The organism is Lawsonibacter sp. (assembly GCF_022777125.1).
Lineage (GTDB): Bacteria > Bacillota > Clostridia > Oscillospirales > Oscillospiraceae > Lawsonibacter_A > Lawsonibacter_A hominis.
On the sequence record NZ_JALFGV010000004.1, the window covers coordinates 37871 to 57928 of the forward strand.

General features: G+C 62.3%; 20 protein-coding genes. 3 read left to right on the forward strand and 17 right to left on the reverse strand.

From position 1 onward, the window contains the following. Positions 1–20: 20 nt before the first annotated feature. The 11 genes from MR825_RS00310 to MR825_RS00360 all read right to left on the reverse strand — a co-directional run bounded on the left by MR825_RS00310 (position 21) and on the right by MR825_RS00360 (position 12306). Positions 21–950 (reverse strand): tocopherol cyclase family protein, encoded by a 930-nt coding sequence (locus MR825_RS00310; RefSeq protein WP_186906097.1) that lies wholly within the window; start codon positions 948–950, stop codon positions 21–23. A 16-nt stretch (positions 951–966) separates the two neighbouring features. Further along, the gene (locus MR825_RS00315; protein WP_287877944.1) at positions 967–1608 is read right to left on the reverse strand and encodes an HDIG domain-containing metalloprotein; all 642 of its coding nucleotides are present in this window, start codon (positions 1606–1608) and stop codon (positions 967–969) included. Positions 1609–2403: 795 nt separating this feature from the next. Further along, on the reverse strand, positions 2404–3528 hold the full coding sequence (locus MR825_RS00320) for an ABC transporter ATP-binding protein (RefSeq protein ID WP_287877946.1): 1125 nt from the start codon (positions 3526–3528) through the stop codon (positions 2404–2406). Between the two features lie 186 nt (positions 3529–3714). Next, positions 3715–4842, reverse strand: coding sequence for an N-acetylglucosamine-6-phosphate deacetylase (gene nagA, locus MR825_RS00325; protein ID WP_186906098.1), 1128 nt, complete (start codon positions 4840–4842; stop codon positions 3715–3717). Then, entirely contained in the window at positions 4833–5585 is a 753-nt protein-coding gene (nagB, locus tag MR825_RS00330; RefSeq protein WP_186906353.1) for a glucosamine-6-phosphate deaminase, read from the reverse strand. Before nagB ends, nagA begins: the two co-directional genes overlap by 10 nt. A gap of 104 nt (positions 5586–5689) precedes the next feature. Then, a complete protein-coding gene (locus MR825_RS00335) occupies positions 5690–6595 on the reverse strand; it encodes a dihydrodipicolinate synthase family protein (protein WP_186906099.1) in 906 nt (301 codons plus the stop codon). A gap of 79 nt (positions 6596–6674) precedes the next feature. Further along, positions 6675–7598, reverse strand: a complete 924-nt coding sequence (locus MR825_RS00340) for a carbohydrate ABC transporter permease (protein WP_186906100.1) — start codon at positions 7596–7598, stop codon at positions 6675–6677. A gap of 15 nt (positions 7599–7613) precedes the next feature. Continuing rightward, positions 7614–8495: a carbohydrate ABC transporter permease gene (locus tag MR825_RS00345; RefSeq protein WP_287878066.1), complete on the reverse strand. Its 882-nt coding sequence runs from the start codon at positions 8493–8495 to the stop codon at positions 7614–7616. 209 nt (positions 8496–8704) lie between these two features. After that, positions 8705–10075 carry an extracellular solute-binding protein gene (locus tag MR825_RS00350; RefSeq protein ID WP_287877951.1) on the reverse strand — a complete coding sequence of 457 codons (1371 nt, stop codon included), beginning with the start codon at positions 10073–10075 and terminating at the stop codon, positions 8705–8707. A gap of 159 nt (positions 10076–10234) precedes the next feature. Further along, positions 10235–11089, reverse strand: coding sequence for a MurR/RpiR family transcriptional regulator (locus MR825_RS00355; RefSeq protein WP_186906102.1), 855 nt, complete (start codon positions 11087–11089; stop codon positions 10235–10237). An 11-nt stretch (positions 11090–11100) separates the two neighbouring features. After that, positions 11101–12306: an AGE family epimerase/isomerase gene (locus MR825_RS00360; protein ID WP_186906103.1), complete on the reverse strand. Its 1206-nt coding sequence runs from the start codon at positions 12304–12306 to the stop codon at positions 11101–11103. A 186-nt stretch (positions 12307–12492) separates the two neighbouring features. Here MR825_RS00360 and MR825_RS00365 point away from each other — a divergent pair, with 186 nt between their 5' ends. Both MR825_RS00365 and MR825_RS00370 read left to right on the forward strand, forming a co-directional pair. Further along, complete coding sequence (locus MR825_RS00365; protein WP_186906104.1) at positions 12493–13875, forward strand: ROK family protein; 1383 nt, start codon at positions 12493–12495, stop codon at positions 13873–13875. A 10-nt stretch (positions 13876–13885) separates the two neighbouring features. Next, positions 13886–14548 carry a GDSL-type esterase/lipase family protein gene (locus tag MR825_RS00370; RefSeq protein ID WP_186906105.1) on the forward strand — a complete coding sequence of 221 codons (663 nt, stop codon included), beginning with the start codon at positions 13886–13888 and terminating at the stop codon, positions 14546–14548. A gap of 63 nt (positions 14549–14611) precedes the next feature. On the opposite strand, the gene pepT is transcribed toward MR825_RS00370, so the two are convergent. Beyond that, positions 14612–15829, reverse strand: coding sequence for a peptidase T (gene pepT, locus MR825_RS00375; RefSeq protein WP_352408164.1), 1218 nt, complete (start codon positions 15827–15829; stop codon positions 14612–14614). Positions 15830–15934: 105 nt separating this feature from the next. Between pepT and MR825_RS00380 the strand changes: the two genes are divergently transcribed. Next, entirely contained in the window at positions 15935–16870 is a 936-nt protein-coding gene (locus MR825_RS00380) for an alpha/beta hydrolase (RefSeq protein WP_186906107.1), read from the forward strand. A 53-nt stretch (positions 16871–16923) separates the two neighbouring features. Here MR825_RS00380 and MR825_RS00385 read toward each other — a convergent pair whose 3' ends face one another. The 5 genes from MR825_RS00385 to MR825_RS00405 all read right to left on the reverse strand — a co-directional run bounded on the left by MR825_RS00385 (position 16924) and on the right by MR825_RS00405 (position 19984). Then, the gene (locus MR825_RS00385; RefSeq protein ID WP_186906108.1) at positions 16924–17277 is read right to left on the reverse strand and encodes an arsenate reductase family protein; all 354 of its coding nucleotides are present in this window, start codon (positions 17275–17277) and stop codon (positions 16924–16926) included. Positions 17278–17564: 287 nt separating this feature from the next. Next, positions 17565–18236, reverse strand: a complete 672-nt coding sequence (gene rnc, locus MR825_RS00390; protein WP_186906109.1) for a ribonuclease III — start codon at positions 18234–18236, stop codon at positions 17565–17567. 65 nt (positions 18237–18301) lie between these two features. Then, a complete protein-coding gene (acpP, locus tag MR825_RS00395) occupies positions 18302–18535 on the reverse strand; it encodes an acyl carrier protein (RefSeq protein WP_186906110.1) in 234 nt (77 codons plus the stop codon). Between the two features lie 93 nt (positions 18536–18628). Then, positions 18629–19666 (reverse strand): phosphate acyltransferase PlsX, encoded by a 1038-nt coding sequence (gene plsX, locus MR825_RS00400; RefSeq protein WP_186906111.1) that lies wholly within the window; start codon positions 19664–19666, stop codon positions 18629–18631. Positions 19667–19831: 165 nt separating this feature from the next. Further along, positions 19832–19984: a helix-turn-helix domain-containing protein gene (locus MR825_RS00405; protein ID WP_353845851.1), complete on the reverse strand. Its 153-nt coding sequence runs from the start codon at positions 19982–19984 to the stop codon at positions 19832–19834. Positions 19985–20058: the final 74 nt, after the last annotated feature.

Below are 20058 nucleotides of genomic sequence, written 5' to 3' on the forward strand. Positions count from 1 at the left end.
ACAGAGGACCCCCGCCTGTTTCAATCGCTCCACACGGCTGATGCGTCCGGCCGGTACGCTTGCTCCGCAAACTCAAAGCTGGCATGCGCATCGGTATGCTCGAACAAAAGCGCGTTTTCCTTCCAAAACCGGTAGCGCACTTTGGCGCTGAGCCGTTCGTATATGATACGGCCCATACCGCCTTCCACGGGGGCCCGCAGGGGATGTCCCCGCCCCTCCAGCACTTCCGCCTCCAGGCGGTACCGCCCCTGACGGATCAGCGCTCCGCCGCCGGACCATCGCTCGACCCGGGCGCCCTGATAGGTGGCCAGGCGGTATTCCCGCCCTTGATGCAGCACCGCGCAGATACATCCGGTGAAGCTCCCCGCCGCCAGCGGTATGTCCGCAATGGAGAGCATCAGGCTGCTGCACCGCGTCTCCCGCCACGCGCATTGGGTCCAGAGATAAGCGCTGGGAAAAGACCGCCCGCGGTCCGTCTCCACATAACCGGTACCGCCGGTAAAGTCCATGGCCGCGCCGTTCAGGGTCAACGTTCCTTCCAGCGTATGGCCCATGCTGATCACACCGTGGCGGCACTCCATTCCCGGCAAAAAGCGGAATGGCCCCATAATGTCCGATTTGAGCGGCGTAAAGGGGCCGCAGAGCAGCGCTCCCCGGAGGGAAAGTCCGCTTTGCTCCACGTTCAGCCAGATCCCCTTGCGGTTAAAGAGGTTCCCATCCAGCCAGATCTGGAACACGCCCTCAGATGCCTGCAGCGCCGCATCCGGATATTCCGCCCACCAGGCCCCGCCGTCCGCAATGACCTGGAGGGAGGCGCTGCGCCGCCCCGCACGGTCGACGTGCAGGGCGGGAATCAGCGCCAGGCCCCTTCCGTCCTTTGTCTGGCACTTCAGATACCAGCCCTCAAAGTAGGGGCCCGCCCGTCCCGCGCCATGATAATACTTCGCCATTCCGTTCCCCCTCCGCTCAGCGGCCGCAGCGCTCCAAAAAGATCCGGATGTTCTCCGCCTCCTGCTCCGCATCCGCGTTCAGCCGGCCCATACGGTCGCACAGGCCCAGCAGCGCCACTTCCTCCAGGTCAGCGTTTTCCCGCATCCCGTTCACGTCGGCAAAAGGCATTCCCTTCCCGACGAACAGGACCTGCATATGGTATCGGATCAATGCGCACACCCGGCCGATTAGGTCCTGATCGGCCGAAAAGCGCTGCAAAAACCTCCGGGCCAGTTCCGCACCCAAGGTTTCATGTCCGTAAGAGGTGATTTTCCCCTTTCGGACGCGGGTCGTATCCGGCTTTCCAACGTCATGGAGCAGCGCAGCCCACATCAGGGCCGCAGGATCTTTGCTCTCCGCCCGCCGCTTCGCCGCTTCATCCACCACCAGCATCGTATGGTTCCATACGTTTCCCTCCGGATGATGGACCGGCGACTGCGCCGTGGTCTTCATCCGGCGCAGCGGCTCAAATTCGGGCGGAACCGCTCCCGCAAACAGCGCCTCCAGCGCTATGCTGGGCCGCAGGTCTTCCATCAGGCTCCGTTCCAGCGCGCGAAACAGCGCTTCCCGCTCCATAGTCTCAGACAGCTCGATCGCCCCCGTGTCCCTATTCCGCATAATCGGGACTATTTTTATCGTCCCCTGTCCCCTGAGTAGTATTGCAGCCCCGCCGGCAGGTTATGCTCGAAACCCGCATCCTTTTTCCGCCGGTCCGGTCTGCGGCGCCCGCTTTTGGTATACGGAAAAACCAGGCGGACGGCCACCGCGCCCGGTAAGCGTTGCCCTTGCCCTCTGTTTTGGGGGGTGTTCGGGCTGGCTGGGCGGACTTTGGTCTTATTAGGGCAAGCGTGCTTCCGTCTGCGTCCCCGGCGTCCAAAACGACCCGTTACGGGGCTGAGAGCCGGCGTCTCAAGTGAGACGCCGGCTCTCAGCCAAGCAGGGAGGAAGAAAAAAGGGACTGCACCCAACCGCAGAGACAAAACAAAACGCCTCCGGTCCCTGGACCGCAGGCGGAAGCAGCGCACCCTGCAGATGGTGCGCATACGGCCGCCCCCGGTTCCGGCAGGGGTGTACGCCTTCCGACATGTATCTGACTTATCCCGTTTCCGGGCTTCACAGTGACCGACTCGTGGGGCATTGCACCCGCTTCCATGGCTGCCTGCCTAAGACAGGCTCGAACGACGTTATTGTATTGTCTTTTATCGTATACGCACCGCAAGACGCTCTGTAAAGGGATATTTTTACGATATCTATGGAAAACTTCCACATCATGCGCCAGTGCCCCGGCGGTTTCGTCCGCAGCCGCGCGCAAAAAAACCGGAGCTGCGCCGCTTTGCGGCGCAGCTCCGGTCCGGCTGCTCCCTGCTTCCCGCAGCCCGGCTCGGGCTGCGGCGCTCAGGGGCTAGGACGCCCTTACAGACCCAGAAGATTCAGCTCGGTCTGGGGATCGAACAGGTGGATGAGCTCCGGCCGGAAGGTAAAGTGCACCTCGGAGCCGTACGGGATGCCGCCGCGGTACTCGGCGGGCAGGTCGGTGGTGGGAATCCGCAGTACCACGTCCTTTTCCCCGGCCGTCACGTGCAGATGGACCTCGCTGCCCATCATCTCGGACACATCCACCTTGCCGGTGATGGTGTGGCTTCCGGTATCCTTTGCAAAGGTGATGTGCTCGGGACGCACGCCCAAGGTCACGTCCATGGGAGAAATCCCTCTGGCAGCCAGAGCCTTGCAGGTCTCCTCCGCCAAAGGCATCACCGCGCCGGCCACCGCCGCCTGATAGGCGTCGCCCGCCTTCTCCAGCTTGGCGTCGAAGAAATTCATCTGGGGGGAGCCGATAAAGCCCGCCACAAAAACGTTGGCCGGATGGTCAAAGACCTCCTGCGGCGTGCCGATCTGCATGATGAAGCCGTCCTTCATGATCACGATGCGGTCGCCCAGCGTCATGGCCTCGGTCTGGTCATGCGTTACGTAAATAAAGGTGGTGTTGATGCGCTGACGAAGCTTGATGATCTCCGCGCGCATCTGGTTGCGCAGCTTGGCGTCCAGATTGGACAGCGGTTCGTCCATCAGGAAGACCTGCGGGTCCCGAACGATGGCGCGGCCGATGGCGACACGCTGCCGCTGGCCGCCGGAGAGCGCCTTGGGCTTGCGGTCCAGATACTGGGTGATATCCAGGATCTCGGCCGCCTCACGGACCTTCCGGTCGATTTCGTCCTTGGGCGTCTTGCGCAGCTTCAGGGCGAAGGCCATGTTTTCATAGACCGTCATGTGCGGGTAGAGCGCGTAGTTCTGGAAGACCATGGCGATATCCCGGTCCTTGGGTTCCACGTCGTTCATCCGCTTGTCGCCGATGAACAGGTCGCCCTCGGAGATGTCCTCCAGTCCGGCCACCATCCGCAGGGTGGTGGATTTGCCGCAGCCGGAGGGGCCTACCAGCACGATGAATTCCTTATCCGCGATCTCCAGATTAAAGTCGTGGACGGCGGTCACCTTGTTGTCGTAGATCTTTTTGATGTTCTTCAGGGTCACAGTTGCCATGCGCATGGGCCGTAAGGGCAGAGCCTTCGCACCTACCCCCTTGTCCGCAGGCGCTTGGTCCTGCGGACGTTACGACAGGTCTCCACACTGCCGCACCGCCGGCCCGGCGGGGTTTTCCTCCTTTTTTACGGCTCCCCCATTTCTATTGAAATGGAGTAGAAATGGGATGCCTTTTTATGGGGGTCTCTATCCTTCACCGCGAACCAGTTCGCCGCGGAAGAAGACATCCTTGAGCTCCAGACGTTCATCCAGAATGACTACATTGGCTCGCTTGCCCGGCTCCAGGCTGCCGCACCGGCTGTAAATGCCGATGGCGCGGGCCGGATTGACCGCCGCGGCGCGCACTGCGGCATGCAGCGGGATCCCAAAGGATACGGCAGTTTTCAGGCAGCCCATCAGGTCGGTGACCGAACCGGCGATGGTGCCGTCGGCCAGCGTAGCGAGCTTGCCCTTCACGGTCACATCCTGTCCGCCCAGAGTATATTGCCCGTCCGGCATACCGGCCGCCCGCATGGAGTCGGAAATGAGGATCACGCGCTGCTCACCGAACATTTTAAACACCGAGCGCACCACTGCCGGGTGGATGTGTATGCCGTCACAGATCAGCTCCACCATACAGCCCGGCGTATCCAGCGCCGCACCCACTACGCCGGGGGCGCGGTGGGAAAAGGGCGGCATGGCGTTGAACAGGTGGGTCACCTGCCGGGCGCCCAGACGAAAGGCCTCCATGGCGGTATCATAATCCGCGGTCGTATGCGCCAGGGAGACCGTGACGATCTCCTCCACCGCTTCGATGAATTCCATGGCGCCGGGCAGTTCCGGGGCCACCGACACCAGCTTCACCAGCCCCTTGGACTCCGCCAGCAGCCGCCGCAGCAGCGCCGGATCGGGATCGCGCAGCCAGTCGCCGTTTTGGGCGCCCTTTTTGGCCCGGGACAGGAAGGGCCCTTCCAGGTTCACCCCGCACAGGGCCGCGCCGGGCCGGTCGGCCTCCCGATGGGCGGCCGCTACCCGGCAGATCCGGATCAGCTGATCCTCCAGCAGGGTCATGCCCGCGGGACAGATCTGGGTCACCCCCCTGGAAAGCTCGTACTTTGCCATGGTCTCCAGGCCCCCGGCGTCACCGTCGGAGAAGTCCTGACCCTTGCAGCCATGGAAGTGCAGGTCGGTCAGGCCCGGGATCACATAGCAGCCTGCGGCGTCGTAGATCTTGCCGTCGCTGCTGGAGTCGGAAAGGAGCCGCCCGTCGAAGCACACATCCCGCCGGAGAAAGCCCTCATGCAAATCAAAGACCTGACCGCCGGTTATCCGCATACCGTCTCACCTGCCTCAGCCAGCTTGTGCAGCGCAGCCTTGTCGCCCACCAGCGTCACGTCGGGGTGCAGCTGCAGCACGGAGGCGGGCACCTGCTTGGTAACGGGACCGCAGAACGCCTGGTACACCGCTTCCGCCTTTTCCTCGCCGTTGACGACGATGAGGATGCGCCGGGCGTTCATGATGTTCTTGATCCCCATGCTCAGGGCATGGCGCGGTACCTCATCCCGGCTGGCAAAGAAGCGGGCGTTGGCCTCGATGGTGTTCTCCGTCAGGCTGACCAGGTGGGTCTCCAGGCCGAAGTCGTCCCCCGGCTCGTTGAATGCGATATGCCCGTTGCGCCCCATGCCCAGCAGCTGCAGGTCGATCCCGCCCAGATCCCGGATGAGCTTGTTGTAAGCGGCGCACTCGACGGCCGGGTCTTTGGCCAGTCCGTTGAGCACATGGGTATTTTCCGGCTTGATATCGATATGGTCAAACAGGTTGGTCTGCATGAAATAGCGGTAGCTCTGCTCATGATGGGGGGACAGGCCCAGATACTCATCCAGATTCACGGAGCGAACCTCTGCAAAGCTCAGATCGCCCTTCTGAAACCACTCCACCAACTGCTGGTAAGTGCCCACGGGGGTTCCCCCGGTGGCCAGTCCCAGCACACAGTCCGGCTTATAAATGACCTGGGCGGAGATGATATTGGCCGCCCGGCGGCTCATGGCCTGATAGGTTTCTGCCTGATAGATGCGCATGTCGATCGACACCTCAGTCACTCGGGCGCAGAAGGCAGCCCGGTATTTTTAGAAAAAGAGGGCGGGCGCATCCTGCGCCCGCCCTTGGGCGCTTGCACGGGGGATCAGCAGTAGGTTTTGACGGCTGCGGCAATCATGGCCGCGGCCTCGTCCACCACGGCGGCGTCGCTGCCGGCGAGCGCGGGCAGCGGCTTGCGGACGCTGCCGCAGTGCACCCCGTTTTGATCCAGGATGGCCTTCATTACGGCGTACAGGTTGCCGTGGGCGGAGCACATCTTGTAAATGATGCGGCAGATCTCGTTTTGAATCTGGCGCGCGGTCTCCATTTCGCCCTTGCGGAAGCAGTCATATACCTTCAGGAAGAGCTCCGGCATGACGGCATAGGTGCCGCCGATCCCGGCGCAGGCCCCCATGGCCAGGCCGGAGACATACTGCTCGTCGGGGCCGTTGAAGACGATGACGCCCTCGTCCCGCCACATCTGGATATCCTGGGCAGGCATGGAGGAATTCTTTACGCCGATGACCCGGGGATTCTTCTTCATCTCCCGCAGCAGGGACGGGGTCAATGCCACGCCGGCCAGCTGGGGGATATTATAGATGATAAAATCCGTATTGGGCGCGGCGGCGGAGATATCGTTCCAGTACTGGGCGATGGCGTACTCGGGCAGGTGGAAGTAGATGGGCGGGATGGAGGCGATCGCGTCCACCCCCAGGCCTTCGGCATGGGCGGCCAGTATCCGGCTGTCCGCAGTATTGTTGCAGGCCACGTGGGCGATGACCGCGATCTTTCCTTTGGCCTGGGCCATCACGTTCTCCAGCACCGTCTTGCGCTCGTCAACGCTCTGGTAAATGCATTCGCCGGAGGAGCCGCCTACGTACAGGCCGTTGACGCCCTTTTCGATGAGATAACGGGTCAATTCCTGCACCCGCTGAGGGGAAACGGTCCCCTGGTCGTCGTAACAGGCGTAAAACGCCGGGATCACGCCGCTGTATTTCTTCAAATCGCTCATTATAATGATCCTTCTCTCATTGGATATTGTACAACATTCATCATCAAGATGCAAGTACTCAAGCACGTTTCTCCACGTCTCAGCCCTTCACCGCGCCCATCGTGATCCCCTTGGTAAAATACTTCTGGAAGATGAGGAACACGATGATGATGGGAATGGCGGCCAGCGCGGCTCCCGCCATCAAAAGTCCCATATCCACAGTGGTCTCCGCCTGCAGGGTCGCAATGCCCAGGGAGATGGTGAAGTTGGAATTGCTGGACAGCATGACCAGCTGCATAAAGTAGTCGTTCCAGGAGTTGATGAAGGTGAAGATCGCCAGTGCGCCGATGCCCGGCTTGACCATGGGCAGGACGATCGTGATGAAGGTCTTCGCCTCATTGGCGCCGTCCACGCGGGCGGCCTCCAGAATCTCTCCCGGGATGCCCTCGCAGAACTGCTTCATCAGGAACACGCCGAAGGGCCAGCCCACCGTTGGGAAGATCACGGCCCACAGACTGTTGACGAGGTTGAGCGCGGCCATCTCCTTGATCAGCGGAATGAGGATGACCTGCTTGGGCAGGGCCATGGCGCATACGATCAGGGAGAACAACAGCGTACGGCCCACAAAGCGCTTCTTGGCCAATGCGTAGCCCGCCATGGCGGCGGTGATGCAGGTGAGGATCATGGCCATGACCGACATAAACACCGTATTCACCAGCCAGCGGATGGCGCCTGGTACGATGGGGCCGGTGGAAAACACCAGGGGATCGCCGTTTGCGTCCTGCGCGAAGGGGACGTGCAGTTCCCACAGAGGAGCAGAGCGCTTGGCAAACAGCTTTTCAAAGTTGGTGGTCACCCACTCGGTGGGAAACAGCTTTGGTTCCGCGGCATAGATGTCCTGGGCGGACTTAAACGAACCGGTGACAATCCAATAGAGCGGGAACAGGAACAACAGCGCCAGCACGATGAGGATAAGGATGCTGGCGATCCGATAGGCCTTGGTGCGCCCGGATCCGATTTTCATTACTCCGCTCCCCCCTTACTTCTCTTTGGCCAGCCGGAACTGAACGGCGGACAGCAGGCCGATGAAGATGGCCAGTACCACGCCCATGGCGTTGGCATAGCCGAAGTGGCCCGCCTGCTCCGTCAGCTTGAAGGCGGTCCAGTAGATATAGAACATGACCGTGTTGGTGTCGGAGCCGCCCTGGGTCAGCAGCTGGATCAGGGCGAAACACTGGAAGGAATTGATGGTGGTGATGACCAGGATATAGAGGGTGGTGGGCATCATCTGGGCCCACTTGACCCGCCAGAAGACCTGGAAATGATTGGCCCCGTCCACCTGGGCCGCCTCCACCAGGGACTGATCCACGTTGCCCAGGGCGGAGACGTAGAGGACGATGGGCTGGCCCACCGAGGTGGTAAACAGGATCAGGATGATGCACCAGATGGCAAACCGGGAATCGCCCAGCCAGTTGATGGTATCCGCTCCGACGCCTTTCAAAATCTGGTTGAAGATGCCGTTATAGTTGTCGTACATCCACTTCCACACCACGGTGACGGCCACGGAGCCGGTGACCACGGGCAGGTAGAAGATGCAGCGGAACGCGGAGAGCACGGGGCCCTTCAGCTTATAGATGGCCGAGGCCACCCACAGGGAGAACGCACACACCGTCGGCACGGACACGATGACGATCAGGAAGGTATTCTTCAAGGCCTTCAGAAAGGTCACGTCCTGCCACAGATCGATAAAGTTTCTCAGTCCCACGAATTGGACGTCGCCAGGGTGCATATTGGCGTTGGTAAAGCTGTTGAAGATACAAATGACCATGGGGATGATAACAAATCCCAGGAAAAAGATCAGGCTGGGCAGCAGAAACAGATAACCGGAGATGGTCTCCCGGCGTACCAATGCCCGGCTCATCGTGGTTTGGGGCTGTTTGGCCAAAATAGACCGCTCCTCTCTCTCGAAGTGGATTTATGGGTGGGGGTACGCACCGAAGGCCCGGCGGAACCGGGCCGTCCATGCATAGCCCCATCCGGGAGGAAAAGACACGCCCCTTCCCCGCGCGGGGCGGGGAAGGGGCGCGCGAACCCGTTTGCGAATCAGGTCACTTACCGTTTGACTGGATCTCAGCCGGCGGCAGCGGCATTGGCATTTGCCATGTGAGTGGCGATGGTCTCGGTCATATCAGCGCCGTTGCCGATTTCCTGGAGCATGTTCCACCACTCGGTACGGGCGGCGGCCCAGCCCTTGATGACGTTGTAGTAGTCGCCCAGGTTGGGGAGCATCAGAGCGGCGTAATCATTCATCATCTCGTTGTCGAACAGCTTGGTCAGGTCGGTGCCCTCGGCGGAGGTGCGGGCCGCGAAGAAGGTGGAGGTAGACACGGCATCGGCGGTGCTGGGGGAGTCACACATGAACTTGATGAATTTCTTGGCGGCCTCGATCTTGGTGGCGTCGCCCTTGTCAAAGATGCCAAAGCCCCAGATGCCGCCGCACAGTTCGGCGGGAGAGCCGTCAGCGGTGGGGAAGTTCATGTAGACGATCTCTTCGCCGGTGACGGTCTTGCCCTCGCCGGTATCGGCGCTGTTGGGGTTGAGCTGCTGGGCGCTGTTCCAGCAGAACGCCATCTTCAGAGCGCCCTGATAGAACTTGGCGATCTCGTCGCCGCCCTGGAGGGAGGCGTCAAAGGCGATGCCGTCCATGGACAGCAGCTGCTCGATCGCCTGGATGTTCTTGGGGTCGTCCCAGGTATAGGCGGTGTGGTCGGCGTTGGTGAAGGTGCCGCCGTACATGTTGTTGATGAGCGCGCGGGTGCCCTGGTCGCCGCCCTGGCCGCCGCAGTACACGGCGCCCACGGTGCTGCCGAATTCGGCATACAGGGCCTCGACGGCCTTGATGAAGTTGTCGGTGCTCCAGGTGCGGGTCTCCAGATCGATGTACTGGTCAGCGCCGACGGCCTTAAAGGCGTCCAGATTGATGGCCATGCAGTGGGCGGTCATGCACATGGGGTACTCGTACATCTTGCCCTCGGCGTTGATACAGGGGGCAAGGGCCGCGGGGATGATCTCGCTCTTGTCGGTGTCGTCCAGCATGTCGGCCAGATCCACCAGATAGCCGTTGGCGCCCCAGTTGGCCACCAGGCGCTCAGGGCCTTCCAGGATCAGGTCGGGCTGGTTGCCGGCCGTGATGGCGGTGTTGACCTTGTCGTCGCCGTCGGCATAGGCCAGGTACTCCACCTTGACGGAGATGCCGGTCTCGGCGGTGAATGCGTCGGTCAGGGCCTTGACCTTGGTTTCGTCGCCCCAGCCGCCGACGGGGTACACCCACAGCGAAATGCTGGTGGCGTCGCCGGTCGAAGGAGCCGTCGTTTCCGGGGCGGAGGTCTCGGGCGCGCTGGTCTCAGGCGTGCCGGCGCCGGTACCGCCGGAGCAGGCGGCCAACGAAACGACCAGGCACAGGCTCAGCAAGAGAGCAAGGATCCGATGGGTCTTCTTCATTATAGGTCCTCCTTCAGTTTCTACAAATTTCGAACGCCCGGTGCGGCGCCCTGTTGGGTAGATTGTATAATCCCTCGCTGCGTTTGTCAACAGAAATTTGAAAAAAATTTTATCTAATTTTTAATCTTGCAAATTTTTTTCAATTTCAGTCTGATTTCGTCAGATGTGCTTATCCGAAAGCACCTCGGCCACCAGTTCCCTCCGCTCCCGGCACCCCTCCAGATCCCGGCGGCAAAGCTCGCTGAAGAGCACGTCCACCACATAGAGCTGCGCAATCCGGGCGGCCACAGAGCCGCCCTGGAACGGCCCCTCATGGGAGCCGCACTGGAGCACCACATCGGCGTAGGCCGCGCCGGGCGACTTGGGGAAGCGGGTGATCAGGATGACCCCAGCCCCCCGTTCCCGCGCGATCTTCAGATTGTCCAGCAGCTCCTTGGTGGAGCCGGAATAGGAGAAGTAGAGCACCACGTCCCGCCGGGTGAGCTGGGCGGTCAGCATCGCCTGGATATGGGAATCCACCACCGGGAAAAAGTTGGGCAGGGCGGTGGCGAACAGATGGGCCGCCTCCTGGGCCAGGATCATGGAGCCGCCCTGGCCCATGCACAGCACCTTGTCCGCCCCCATCATCAGGGACGCCGCGGCCCGGACGGCCTCCGGGCGAAGCAGCCCCAGCGTCTGCGTCATAGCGTCCACATTCGCGGCATAGATCTTCTGGCACAGGTCCGCGATGGTATCCTCGGGCAGGACCTCCCCTGAGAGGGGGTTGAGCTCGCTGCGTCCGGCGGTGGAGTTGGCCACCGCCAGTTTGAACGCGTTATAGCCCTTATAGCCCAGCCGCCGGCAGAAGCGGGAGATGGTGGCCTCCGCCACGCCCGCCTCTTCCGCCAGCTCGGAGATGGACATATACTGGGTCTTCTGCTGATGGGCCACCGCGTAGTCGGCCACTTTCTTTTCTGCGCCGGTCAGCTGGTAATATTCGTTATTGATCTTTGCAAATACGTTTCCGTAGGGCATAGGCGCTCCCCTCATGCATCCGCCAGAAGCTCCGAGAGCATCTGGTCGCACATACTCAGCATCCGCGGCAGATGGAAGGGCCCCTTGAAGGTGCTGCCCTTGCAGGGCGGCTGGGTGGGCTTGCCGTCCCGGCGCAGGTAGCCGTACCACTCCCCATAGGCAGGATCGGCAAAATGCTCCTTGCAGTAGTCCAGGGTCCTCTCAAACCAATCCAGATACCGCTGCTCCCCGGTATCCCGATAGAGCATCAGCGAGGCGATCAGGATCTCGTCGTGGGGCCACCAGAGTTTCATATCGTGCTCATAGGCCTCGGGCGGCTTGCCCAGACAGTCGATGAAGTAGAGCAGTCCGCCGTACTCCTTGTCCCAGCCGGCCTCGATGGCCCAGTCGAATATCTGGGCCGCCTTTTGGACCAGCTCCCGGTCGCCGGTCCGCTTGGCGTGCTCCAGCAGGAACCAGACGCCCTCGATATCGTGGCCTGGGTTGACGATGCGCCCTTCGGTGTAGTAGAGGCGGGCGGCGCCGTCCTGCGCTACGTTCTCCAGCACACATTTCAGCTCCGGCTTGACGTGATACCGGAAGATCTCATCCACACACCGGGCGGAACGCTCCTCGTACAGCGCCTTGCGCTCCGGGTCCACCCGCAGCAGCACGCCGGTGACGTTCAGAAGGATCATGGGGATGCCGAAGGCGCGTCCGGTGCGGGTCTCGGGGATGGTCTTGGGCCCCAGGCCGGTGGGGTCGGCCATTCCGTGGTTCAGGTCCCAATACAGGTCGTAGGCCCGGCGGGCGCGCTCCAGGTGCTCCCGCCGGCCGGTAACGCCGTAATATTCCGCGTTGGCCAGGGCGTAAAACGCCTCGGAGAAGCAGTAGCGGCGCTGGCGCAGGGGCTTTCCCTCTGCGGTAACGGTGAAATACAGCCGCCCGGCCGCGTCGTGGTTGACGCAGTGCTCCTCCAGAAAGTCGATGCAGCTCTTGCTGGCCGCAAGCCATTCGTCCTTCACGCCGTACAGATGGCACAGATAGGAGAAAATCCAGCCGCAGCGCCCCTGCATCCAGACGCTCTTGTCGGTGGAAAAGACCTCTCCCGTCCGATCCAGGCAAGTGTATACGCCGCCGTTGACCGGGTCCATACCATGTTCCAGCCAGAACGCCACACAGCGCTCCAGCTCCTCCCTGATCCACTTCTGATGGCCCTGCAGCCGTGCAGTATCCATAATCAATTCCACCTTTCCTTTCCGTAAGCTTCCGTTCTGCCCTCATCATAACCGCGCCACTGGTCATCGTCAAGCAGATTCTGAAAATAATTTTCAAAAACTTGAAAAAGCGCTTGACAGTTCCAAAAAAACGGATAGCATATAAGCGAAGGAATTTTCAAAACCAACCGACAGGAGGGCTTTTTTATGAATCATCTGGGCATCGAAGTCCCCGTGCAGCACGTACCGGAACTGGACCCCGGCTTTCTCCCCCTGGGCAAATTCAACGCGGCGTTCCGAACGGACGCCAAAAAGCCTCTGGCGCTGGCGGTAGAACGTTCGCAGGGTCAGGTGGCCGTCTACCGCACCTTCATCCACGGCACCCCGGAGCGGGCGCAGGCCGACTGCTACTACGTGGAGCGCATCATCAAAACCATGCTGTGGCTTTACGGCGGCTTCCGGGTCTATATCAGCGGAGACCGGGAAATCTGCGCCAAAATGCAGCAGATCTACTGCCCCGGCGGCCAGCAGGCGTTCGACTTCGACTACATGGCCAATGTGTTCGAGCATCCCTTCGAGGTGGTCTACTGCGATCAGATCCCCGCGGAAAAGGGCGACCCCAAAGCCATCGGCCGCCACCTGGAGGGCTGCCGCATCGGCTTCGACGCGGGCGGGTCCGACCGGAAGGTGTCCGCCGTCGTCGACGGCGAGCCGGTCTTCTCCGAGGAGGTGGTCTGGTTCCCCAAGATCAATTCCGATCCGGACTATCACTATGACGGCATCGTCTCCGCCCTCAAGTCCGCCGCGGAGCATATGCCCCGGGTGGACGCGGTGGGCGTTTCCTCCGCCGGGGTGTATATCGACAACCGCACCATGAACGCCTCCCTGTTCCTGCAGGTCCCCAAGGACGCCTTTGACGCCAAGGTGAAGGACATCTATATCCGCGCCATCCGCGACACCTTTGGGGACGTGCCCTACGCCGTATGCAACGACGGCGACGTGTCCGCCCTGGCGGGAGCCATGAACCTGGGCGAAAACAATGTGCTGGGCATCGCCATGGGCACCAGCGAGGCTGTGGGCTATGTGGACCCGGAAGGCCGCATCACCGGCTGGCTCAACGAGCTGGCCTTCGTCCCCGTGGACGCCTCCCCCGCCGCCATGCGGGACGAGTGGTCGGGCGACATCGGCTGCGGCGTGAAGTATTTTTCCCAGGACGCGGTCATCAAGCTGGCGCCCGCGGCTGGGATCAATCTCTCCGAGAAGCTCTCCCCCGCCGAGAAGCTTAAGGAGGTCCAAAAGCTGATGGATGTGCCCGGCTCCCCTGCCGAGGCGATTTACCGCTCCATCGGCGTGTATCTGGGCCACTCCCTGGCCCTGTACCACCACTTCTACCGCTTCAGGCACGTGCTGCTGCTGGGCCGGGTCATGTCCGGCCGGGGCGGCGATCTCATCCTGGACACCGCCAAGAAGGTCCTGGCGGAGGAATATCCTGAGATCGCACGGCAGATCTGCCCCACCCTCCCGGACGAGAAGTCCCGCCGGGTCGGCCAGTCCGTGGCGGCCGCCTCTCTGCCCGAGCTGGGCCGGTGAGGGCCGGAACATGAAGAAGCATATCGTCTGTCTGGGGGATTCCAACACGCACGGCTACTGCGCCGATCCCGCCGACTGTGCCGACGGGGCCCTCCAGCGCTTCAACGAAGAGGAGAGGTGGACCTGCCTGCTCCAAAAGAAGCTCGGGGAGGACTACCTGGTGGCGGAAGAGGGCCTTTCCGGCCGCACCACCGTGTTTGACGACCCGCTCTATGAGCACCTGTCCGCCCTGGATTACCTCTACCCCTGTCTGAAAAGCCACGAGCCGGTGAGCCTGCTGATCGTCATGCTGGGCACCAACGACACCAAACAGCGGCTGGGCGCCAACGCTTACGCCATCGGCCTTGGGCTGCGCCGTCTGGTCCGGAAGGCCCAGACGGTAGACTGCTGGGGTCCCGGCGGCACGCCCAATATCCTGGTTATCGCCCCGCTGCCCATCGACCCCCGGGTGGAGCGCTCCCCCGTCGCCCAGGAGATGGGCGCGGGCGCGGTGGAAAAGTCCCAACGGCTGCCGGGACAGTTCCGTGCGGTGGCAGGCGAGACCGGATGCCATTTTCTGGACGCCGCCGCGCTGGGCTGCGCGTACAATCAAATTGACTTCATGCATCTGACCCGCCGCAGCCACGCGGCCCTGGCCGCCGCCCTGGCGGAGACCGTCCCCACCCTGCTGTAGACGCGCGCAATTGCCGGAATAAGCGGACGCCCCGGCGGCCCAATGGGCCGCCGGGGCGTCCGCTTATTCCGCTTTTACCAGATTCACCAGTACTTGCGTCATGGTCTCCAGCGCGCCGGCCGGGATATATTCGTGGACGCCGTGGAAATTCACGCCGCCGGTACACAGGTTGGGGCATGGCAGGCCCATATAGCTCAGCCGGGCCCCGTCGGTGCCGCCCCGGATGGGCACCTCCACCGGCGTCACCCCCGCCGCTTCCATCGCGGCCCGCGCCCGGTGGATCAGATACATATGGGGCTCGATCTGCTCCCGCATGTTATAATAGCTGTCGCTCAGCTCCAGCTCCACCGTGCCGGCGCCGTACTTGTCGTTGAGATAGGCGCTCAGGCGCCGAAGGTAGTCCTTGCGCGCCTCAAATGCCGCGCGGTCGTGGTCCCGGACGATGAGGCGCAACTCGGCCCCGCTTTCATCGCCGCTCAGTGCAGTCAAGTGATAAAAGCCCTCGTAGCCCTCGGTATGGGCGGGCGTCTCCGCCGGTGGGAGCATATTCGCCAGCTCCACGGCAAGGAGCAGGGCGTTTTTCATCTTGTTTTTGGCGGACCCCGGATGGATGTTCACGCCGTGAATGCTCACACGGGCGGAGGCGGCGTTGAAATTTTCATACTCCAGCTCGCCCAGCTCGCCGCCGTCCACGGTATACGCCACCGCCGCGCCGAAGCCCTCCACATCGAAGTGATCAGCCCCCTGGCCCACCTCTTCGTCGGGGGTAACGGCCACGGCAATGCGTCCATGTGGGATCTCCGGATGCTGGAGCAGGTACTCCACGGCGGCAAAGATCTCCGCCACGCCCGCCTTATCGTCGGCCCCCAGCAGGGTGGTGCCGTCGGTGACGATCAGGTCTTGTCCCTTGTATTTGGCCAGGCTCTCGAATTCCGAGGCAGACATGACGATGCCCTTCTCTTCGTTGAGGACGATATCGCCTCCCTCGTAATGCACGATGCGGGCCCTTACCCCCGCGCCGGAGACGCCGGGCGCGGTGTCCATGTGGGCGATCAGGCCCATGCACGGCACCCCCTCGTACCCCACGCTGGCGGGCAGCCAGCCGTAGACATAGCCGTATTCGTCCATGTGGGCGTTATGCAGCCCCAGCTGCCCCAGTTCTTCCGCCAGGGCGGCGCCCAGTACCTTCTGCTTTCCGGTGGAGGGGCAGGTATCGCTCTCCTCGTCGGACTGGGTGTCAAAGCGGATATACTTCATAAAACGGTCAATAGCATTCATCACGATCAACCTTTCTTCCGTCTACCCCTCTGTCCCTTGACGGGAGCGCGGTGTTGGAATAAACTAAGAGGGACTTTTTTATTTTATCATAAAAGGAGCGGTTTGACTATGGCAACCATGCGGGAATTTACGTTTCCCTCCAGCGATGGGACCCATTCGGTGGGCGCCGTCTGGTGGCTGCCGGATGAGGGCGCGCCCCGTGCTGTCGTCCAGCTGGTTCACGGTATTTCGGAATATATCGGCCGTTATGCCCCCTTTGCCCGCTATCTGACCGATCACGGCTTTGCGGTGGTCGGTCATGATCACCTGGGACACGGCCGCACGGCCAAGGGGCGGGAGGAATACGGCTGGTTTGCGGAACGGGACGGCTGGAAATACGTGCTCAAAGATACGCACACCCTGCGGCAGCTGGCCGGGGAGGCGTATCCCGGCCTGCCCTATTTTATCCTGGGCCATTCCATGGGCTCGTTTGTCACCCGTGGATATCTGATGTTTTATCCCGGCACGGTGGATGGGGCCATCCTGTCGGGCACCGGGCAGGAGTCCGCCGCCACCGTGGCGGCCGGCCGCGTCCTGTCCGCGCTGCTCTGCAGGCTCCGGGGGAGCCGCGCCAGCAGCCGGCTGCTCAACGCCCTGTCCGTCGGGGCGTACAACCGGCAATTTTCGCCCAACCGCACCGGCGCCGACTGGATCTGCACAGACGAAGCGGTGGTAGACGCCTATGTACAGGATCCGCTGTGCCGGTTTCTGCCCACCGTGGGGATGTATCACGACATGATGGTGGGGCTTCAGCTGCTGGTGAAACCGGAGCATCTCCGCCGTATGGACCCGGATACGCCGGTCTATTTCTTCGCCGGGGACAAAGACCCGGTGGGGGCTTCCGGCGCGGGCGTGCGGAAGGTGGCGAACCTGTTCCGCCAGTATGGCGTCCGGGATGTGACCGTAACGCTCTACCCCGGCGGGCGGCATGAGATGCTCAACGAGCCCAACAAGGAGCAGGTATTCGCGGATACTTTGGCCTGGCTGGAGGCGCATATGCCCTGAAACAGCGGGGGAGGACGGCAAACTGCCGTCCTCCCCCGCTGTTTTGCTGCGCCTTATCCGCCCAGCCGCGTCTCCCACTCCGCCTGGCGGAATCCCACCAGCACGAAGTCTTCTCCCACCAGGATGGGGCGCTTGACCAGCATCCCGTCGGCGGCCAGCAGGGCCAGCTGCTCTTCCTCGCTCATGCCGCCCAGACGGTCCTTGAGCCCCAGCGCTTTATACTGCAGGCCGCTGGTGTTGAAAAAACGTTTCAGGGGCAGGGCGCTTATGGCGTGCCAGCGGCGCAGCTCCTCCGCCGTCGGACGCTCCTGCTTGATATCCCGCAGTTCAAAGGACAGGCCCCGCTCCTCCAGCCAAGCCTTGGCTTTTTGACAGGTGCTGCATTTGGGATAACAGACAAACAGCATACCGTTTCCTCCTTGTTCTGTGTCATCGCGGCCGCCCCGGGCTGCCCGGCATCCTGGGCGCCCCCCTTTTCCTGCGTGGGGGCGGAAGGGCCGCAAGGGGTACGCCGCATCCGCAAGACGGCAAAGCCGTCAACGGCTGCGCAGGGAATCCGCCCGGCATCCTGCCCCAGCTCGCCTTCTCCCGGTCCGATCGGGACCATTCGCCCAGGGGATTTGCCCGGCAAAGCGCCGGTGCTCGGCTTATGCGGCGGCCTGCTTACGCCCGGAGGCGGCGAAGCGAACGCCCCTCACCGGTTCAGCGCTTCGATCGCCGCGCGCGCGGCGTTCTGCTCCGCCTCTTTTTTGCTGTGGCCCTTGCCCTGGCCTACGGTAGCGCCGTTCAGGTCCACCTCCATGGAGAAGACCTTGGCATGGTCCGGCCCTTCCGCGCCGGTGAGGCGGTAGGTCAGCACCTGACCGCTCTCCCGCTGCACCATCTCCTGCAGGGCCGTCTTATAGTCCCGGCTGGCCCCTTTTTCCTCCTCCCGGTCCAGGATGAACCGGCGGATGATCTTGCGGGCGGAGCCGATGCCCCCATCCAGGTACACAGCGGCCAGCACGGCCTCCACCGCGTCGGCCAGGATGGAGGGCCGGGTGCGGCCGCCGCCGGCGTCCTCTCCCTTCCCGAGCTTCAGATAAGCGCCAAGCCCCAACTGCTGGGCCACCTCTACCAGGCTGCCTTCGCATACCAGGGCCGCGCGGGTCCGGGTCAAGTCTCCCTCAGGCAGGTCCGGGTGGGCGCGGTAAAGGTAGTCGGCCACCACCATGCCCAGCACGGAATCTCCCAAAAATTCCAGCCGCTCGTTGCTCTGCATCTCCCGGTCCCGGCTCTCGTTGGCGTAGGAGCTGTGGGTCAGGGCGTTTTCCAGCAGCGCCGGTTGTTCAAACTGATAGCCCAGCTTTTCTTCCAAGGCTTCCATGCGTGTCCCTCTTTCCTCGAAAGCAGAAGCCCCGCTCTGCAGCGGGGCTTCTGCCCATTCTCTGTTCAATCCTCCAGCTTGTCGCTCACATAGCGGACCAGGTCGCTCACGGTGGAGATGCCGGACAGATCCTCCTCCTCCATCTCACCGATGCCGAACTCCTCCTCCAGAGCCATGGTGAGCTCCACCACGTCCAGGGAATCGGCCCCCAGGTCCTCAAAGCTGGTGTCCATAGTGATCTCATCCTGTTCGATACCGAACTGCTCTGCCAGGATCGAGGCGATTTTCTCAAAGATCATTACTCATCTACTCCTATCGCTTCCGCCGGCACTGGCGGCGTCGTCATTGCACTATGATAATAGGCAAGATTCCACAGCCTGTCAATAGGAAAGTCAAATTTTTTCCATTCCGCCTACGGGAAGGCGCATATGCCCGATGTTTTCGGTAATATCCTCGATGATGCCGGCCGAAGCGAACGCGGCCGCCTGCCGGATGGCGTTCTTGATGGCGAAGTCGTCGGAGGAGCCGTGGGCCTTGATGACCGGCTTGGAAATGCCCACCAGCGCGGTGCCGCCCACCTCGCCCGCGTCCATCAGCTTTTTGAACTGCTTCAGCCCGCCGGAGACCATCAGGGCGGCGAGCTTGGTCAGCAGGCTCTTTCGGAACATGGCCTTGAGCTGCCTGGCCAAAAATCCGCCGGTCCCTTCCATGGTCTTGAGGAAAATATTGCCGGAGTAGCCGTCGGTGACGATCACGTCCGCCGCGCCGTAGACCGCCTCGCGGGCCTCCACGTTGCCCACGAAGTGGATGCGCCCCGCCTCGCCCGCCTGCTTGAGCAGGGCGTAGGCCTCCCGCTGCAGGTCCATGCCCTTGGACTCCTCCACGCCGATGTTCAGCAGGCCCACCTTGGGCTCGGGCCGCCCCAATACCCGCTCGGCGTAGTAAGAGCCCATAAACGCGAATTGCAGGAGATACTCCGGCGTGCACTCGGCGGTGGCGCCGCAGTCGATGAGTACCGCGCCCCCCGCCCCGGTAGGCACCACCGGGGCCAGGGCCGCCCGGCGGATCCCGCGGATCCGCTTAACCAGCAGGGTGGCTGCCGACAGGATGGCCCCGGTGCTGCCTGCGGAAACAAACGCGTCGGCGGCCCCGTTCTTCAGCAGGTTGAGGCCCACGGTCAGGGAGGAGTCCTTCTTTTCCTTGAAGGCGGTGGCCGGATTGTCGCACATCTCCACCACCTCGGAGGCATGGGCGATCTCCACGCCGGGGGGCAGATCGTCCACGCCGTCTTCCTTGAGTACCTTCAGGATTTCCTCCCCACGGCCGACCAGGACGACCTCTACCCCCAGTTCCCGCACGGCGCTCAGCGCGCCCCGCACGTTGGAGACGGGCGCGTTGTCCCCGCCCATGGCGTCTACGATGATCTTCATGCAACTTCCCTCTTTCGTTTGTCTTGGTCCGTTCCGGAGACGCGCCTTCGGCGGACGGCCGCATCCCCCCTCCGCGGGGCGGTTCCGGGCGCGGGCCGTCACAGCTTCAAGGCGCGTGGTTCATCCGTCAGCCCCAGGAGATAATCCGCGGTAACGTTATAATGCTCACAGGGCAGGGCAAGTCGTGCCAAGGTGGTTGCCCCCTCCCCCATTTTCCATTTCACCCATTTGATTGGGGGACACTCCAAGCAATTCAGCCAGCGTTTTCTGTGTCTCTCCTGCATGATTTCGAACCTTTCGCAGGCGCAAGCCAAACAATTCGTTGCGGTACAGAGCAATTCGCCTCTTGGTATGCCCAATAAACCCGCGTATATTGATATCACGGTTTTATT

Excerpts from the sequence above, each read along its gene's own strand:
- MR825_RS00310 (WP_186906097.1), bottom strand. The coding sequence starts at position 950 with ATGGCGAAGTATTATCATGGCGCGGGACGGGCGGGCCCCTACTTTGAG.
- MR825_RS00315 (WP_287877944.1), bottom strand. The coding sequence starts at position 1,608 with ATGCGGAATAGGGACACGGGGGCGATCGAGCTGTCTGAGACTATGGAG.
- MR825_RS00320 (WP_287877946.1), bottom strand. The coding sequence starts at position 3,528 with ATGGCAACTGTGACCCTGAAGAACATCAAAAAGATCTACGACAACAAG.
- nagA (WP_186906098.1), bottom strand. The coding sequence starts at position 4,842 with ATGCGGATAACCGGCGGTCAGGTCTTTGATTTGCATGAGGGCTTTCTC.
- nagB (WP_186906353.1), bottom strand. The coding sequence starts at position 5,585 with ATGCGCATCTATCAGGCAGAAACCTATCAGGCCATGAGCCGCCGGGCG.
- MR825_RS00335 (WP_186906099.1), bottom strand. The coding sequence starts at position 6,595 with ATGAGCGATTTGAAGAAATACAGCGGCGTGATCCCGGCGTTTTACGCC.
- MR825_RS00340 (WP_186906100.1), bottom strand. The coding sequence starts at position 7,598 with ATGAAAATCGGATCCGGGCGCACCAAGGCCTATCGGATCGCCAGCATC.
- MR825_RS00345 (WP_287878066.1), bottom strand. The coding sequence starts at position 8,495 with ATGAGCCGGGCATTGGTACGCCGGGAGACCATCTCCGGTTATCTGTTT.
- MR825_RS00350 (WP_287877951.1), bottom strand. The coding sequence starts at position 10,075 with ATGAAGAAGACCCATCGGATCCTTGCTCTCTTGCTGAGCCTGTGCCTG.
- MR825_RS00355 (WP_186906102.1), bottom strand. The coding sequence starts at position 11,089 with ATGCCCTACGGAAACGTATTTGCAAAGATCAATAACGAATATTACCAG.
- MR825_RS00360 (WP_186906103.1), bottom strand. The coding sequence starts at position 12,306 with ATGGATACTGCACGGCTGCAGGGCCATCAGAAGTGGATCAGGGAGGAG.
- MR825_RS00365 (WP_186906104.1), top strand. The coding sequence starts at position 12,493 with ATGAATCATCTGGGCATCGAAGTCCCCGTGCAGCACGTACCGGAACTG.
- MR825_RS00370 (WP_186906105.1), top strand. The coding sequence starts at position 13,886 with ATGAAGAAGCATATCGTCTGTCTGGGGGATTCCAACACGCACGGCTAC.
- MR825_RS00380 (WP_186906107.1), top strand. The coding sequence starts at position 15,935 with ATGGCAACCATGCGGGAATTTACGTTTCCCTCCAGCGATGGGACCCAT.
- MR825_RS00385 (WP_186906108.1), bottom strand. The coding sequence starts at position 17,277 with ATGCTGTTTGTCTGTTATCCCAAATGCAGCACCTGTCAAAAAGCCAAG.
- rnc (WP_186906109.1), bottom strand. The coding sequence starts at position 18,236 with ATGGAAGCCTTGGAAGAAAAGCTGGGCTATCAGTTTGAACAACCGGCG.
- acpP (WP_186906110.1), bottom strand. The coding sequence starts at position 18,535 with ATGATCTTTGAGAAAATCGCCTCGATCCTGGCAGAGCAGTTCGGTATC.
- plsX (WP_186906111.1), bottom strand. The coding sequence starts at position 19,666 with ATGAAGATCATCGTAGACGCCATGGGCGGGGACAACGCGCCCGTCTCC.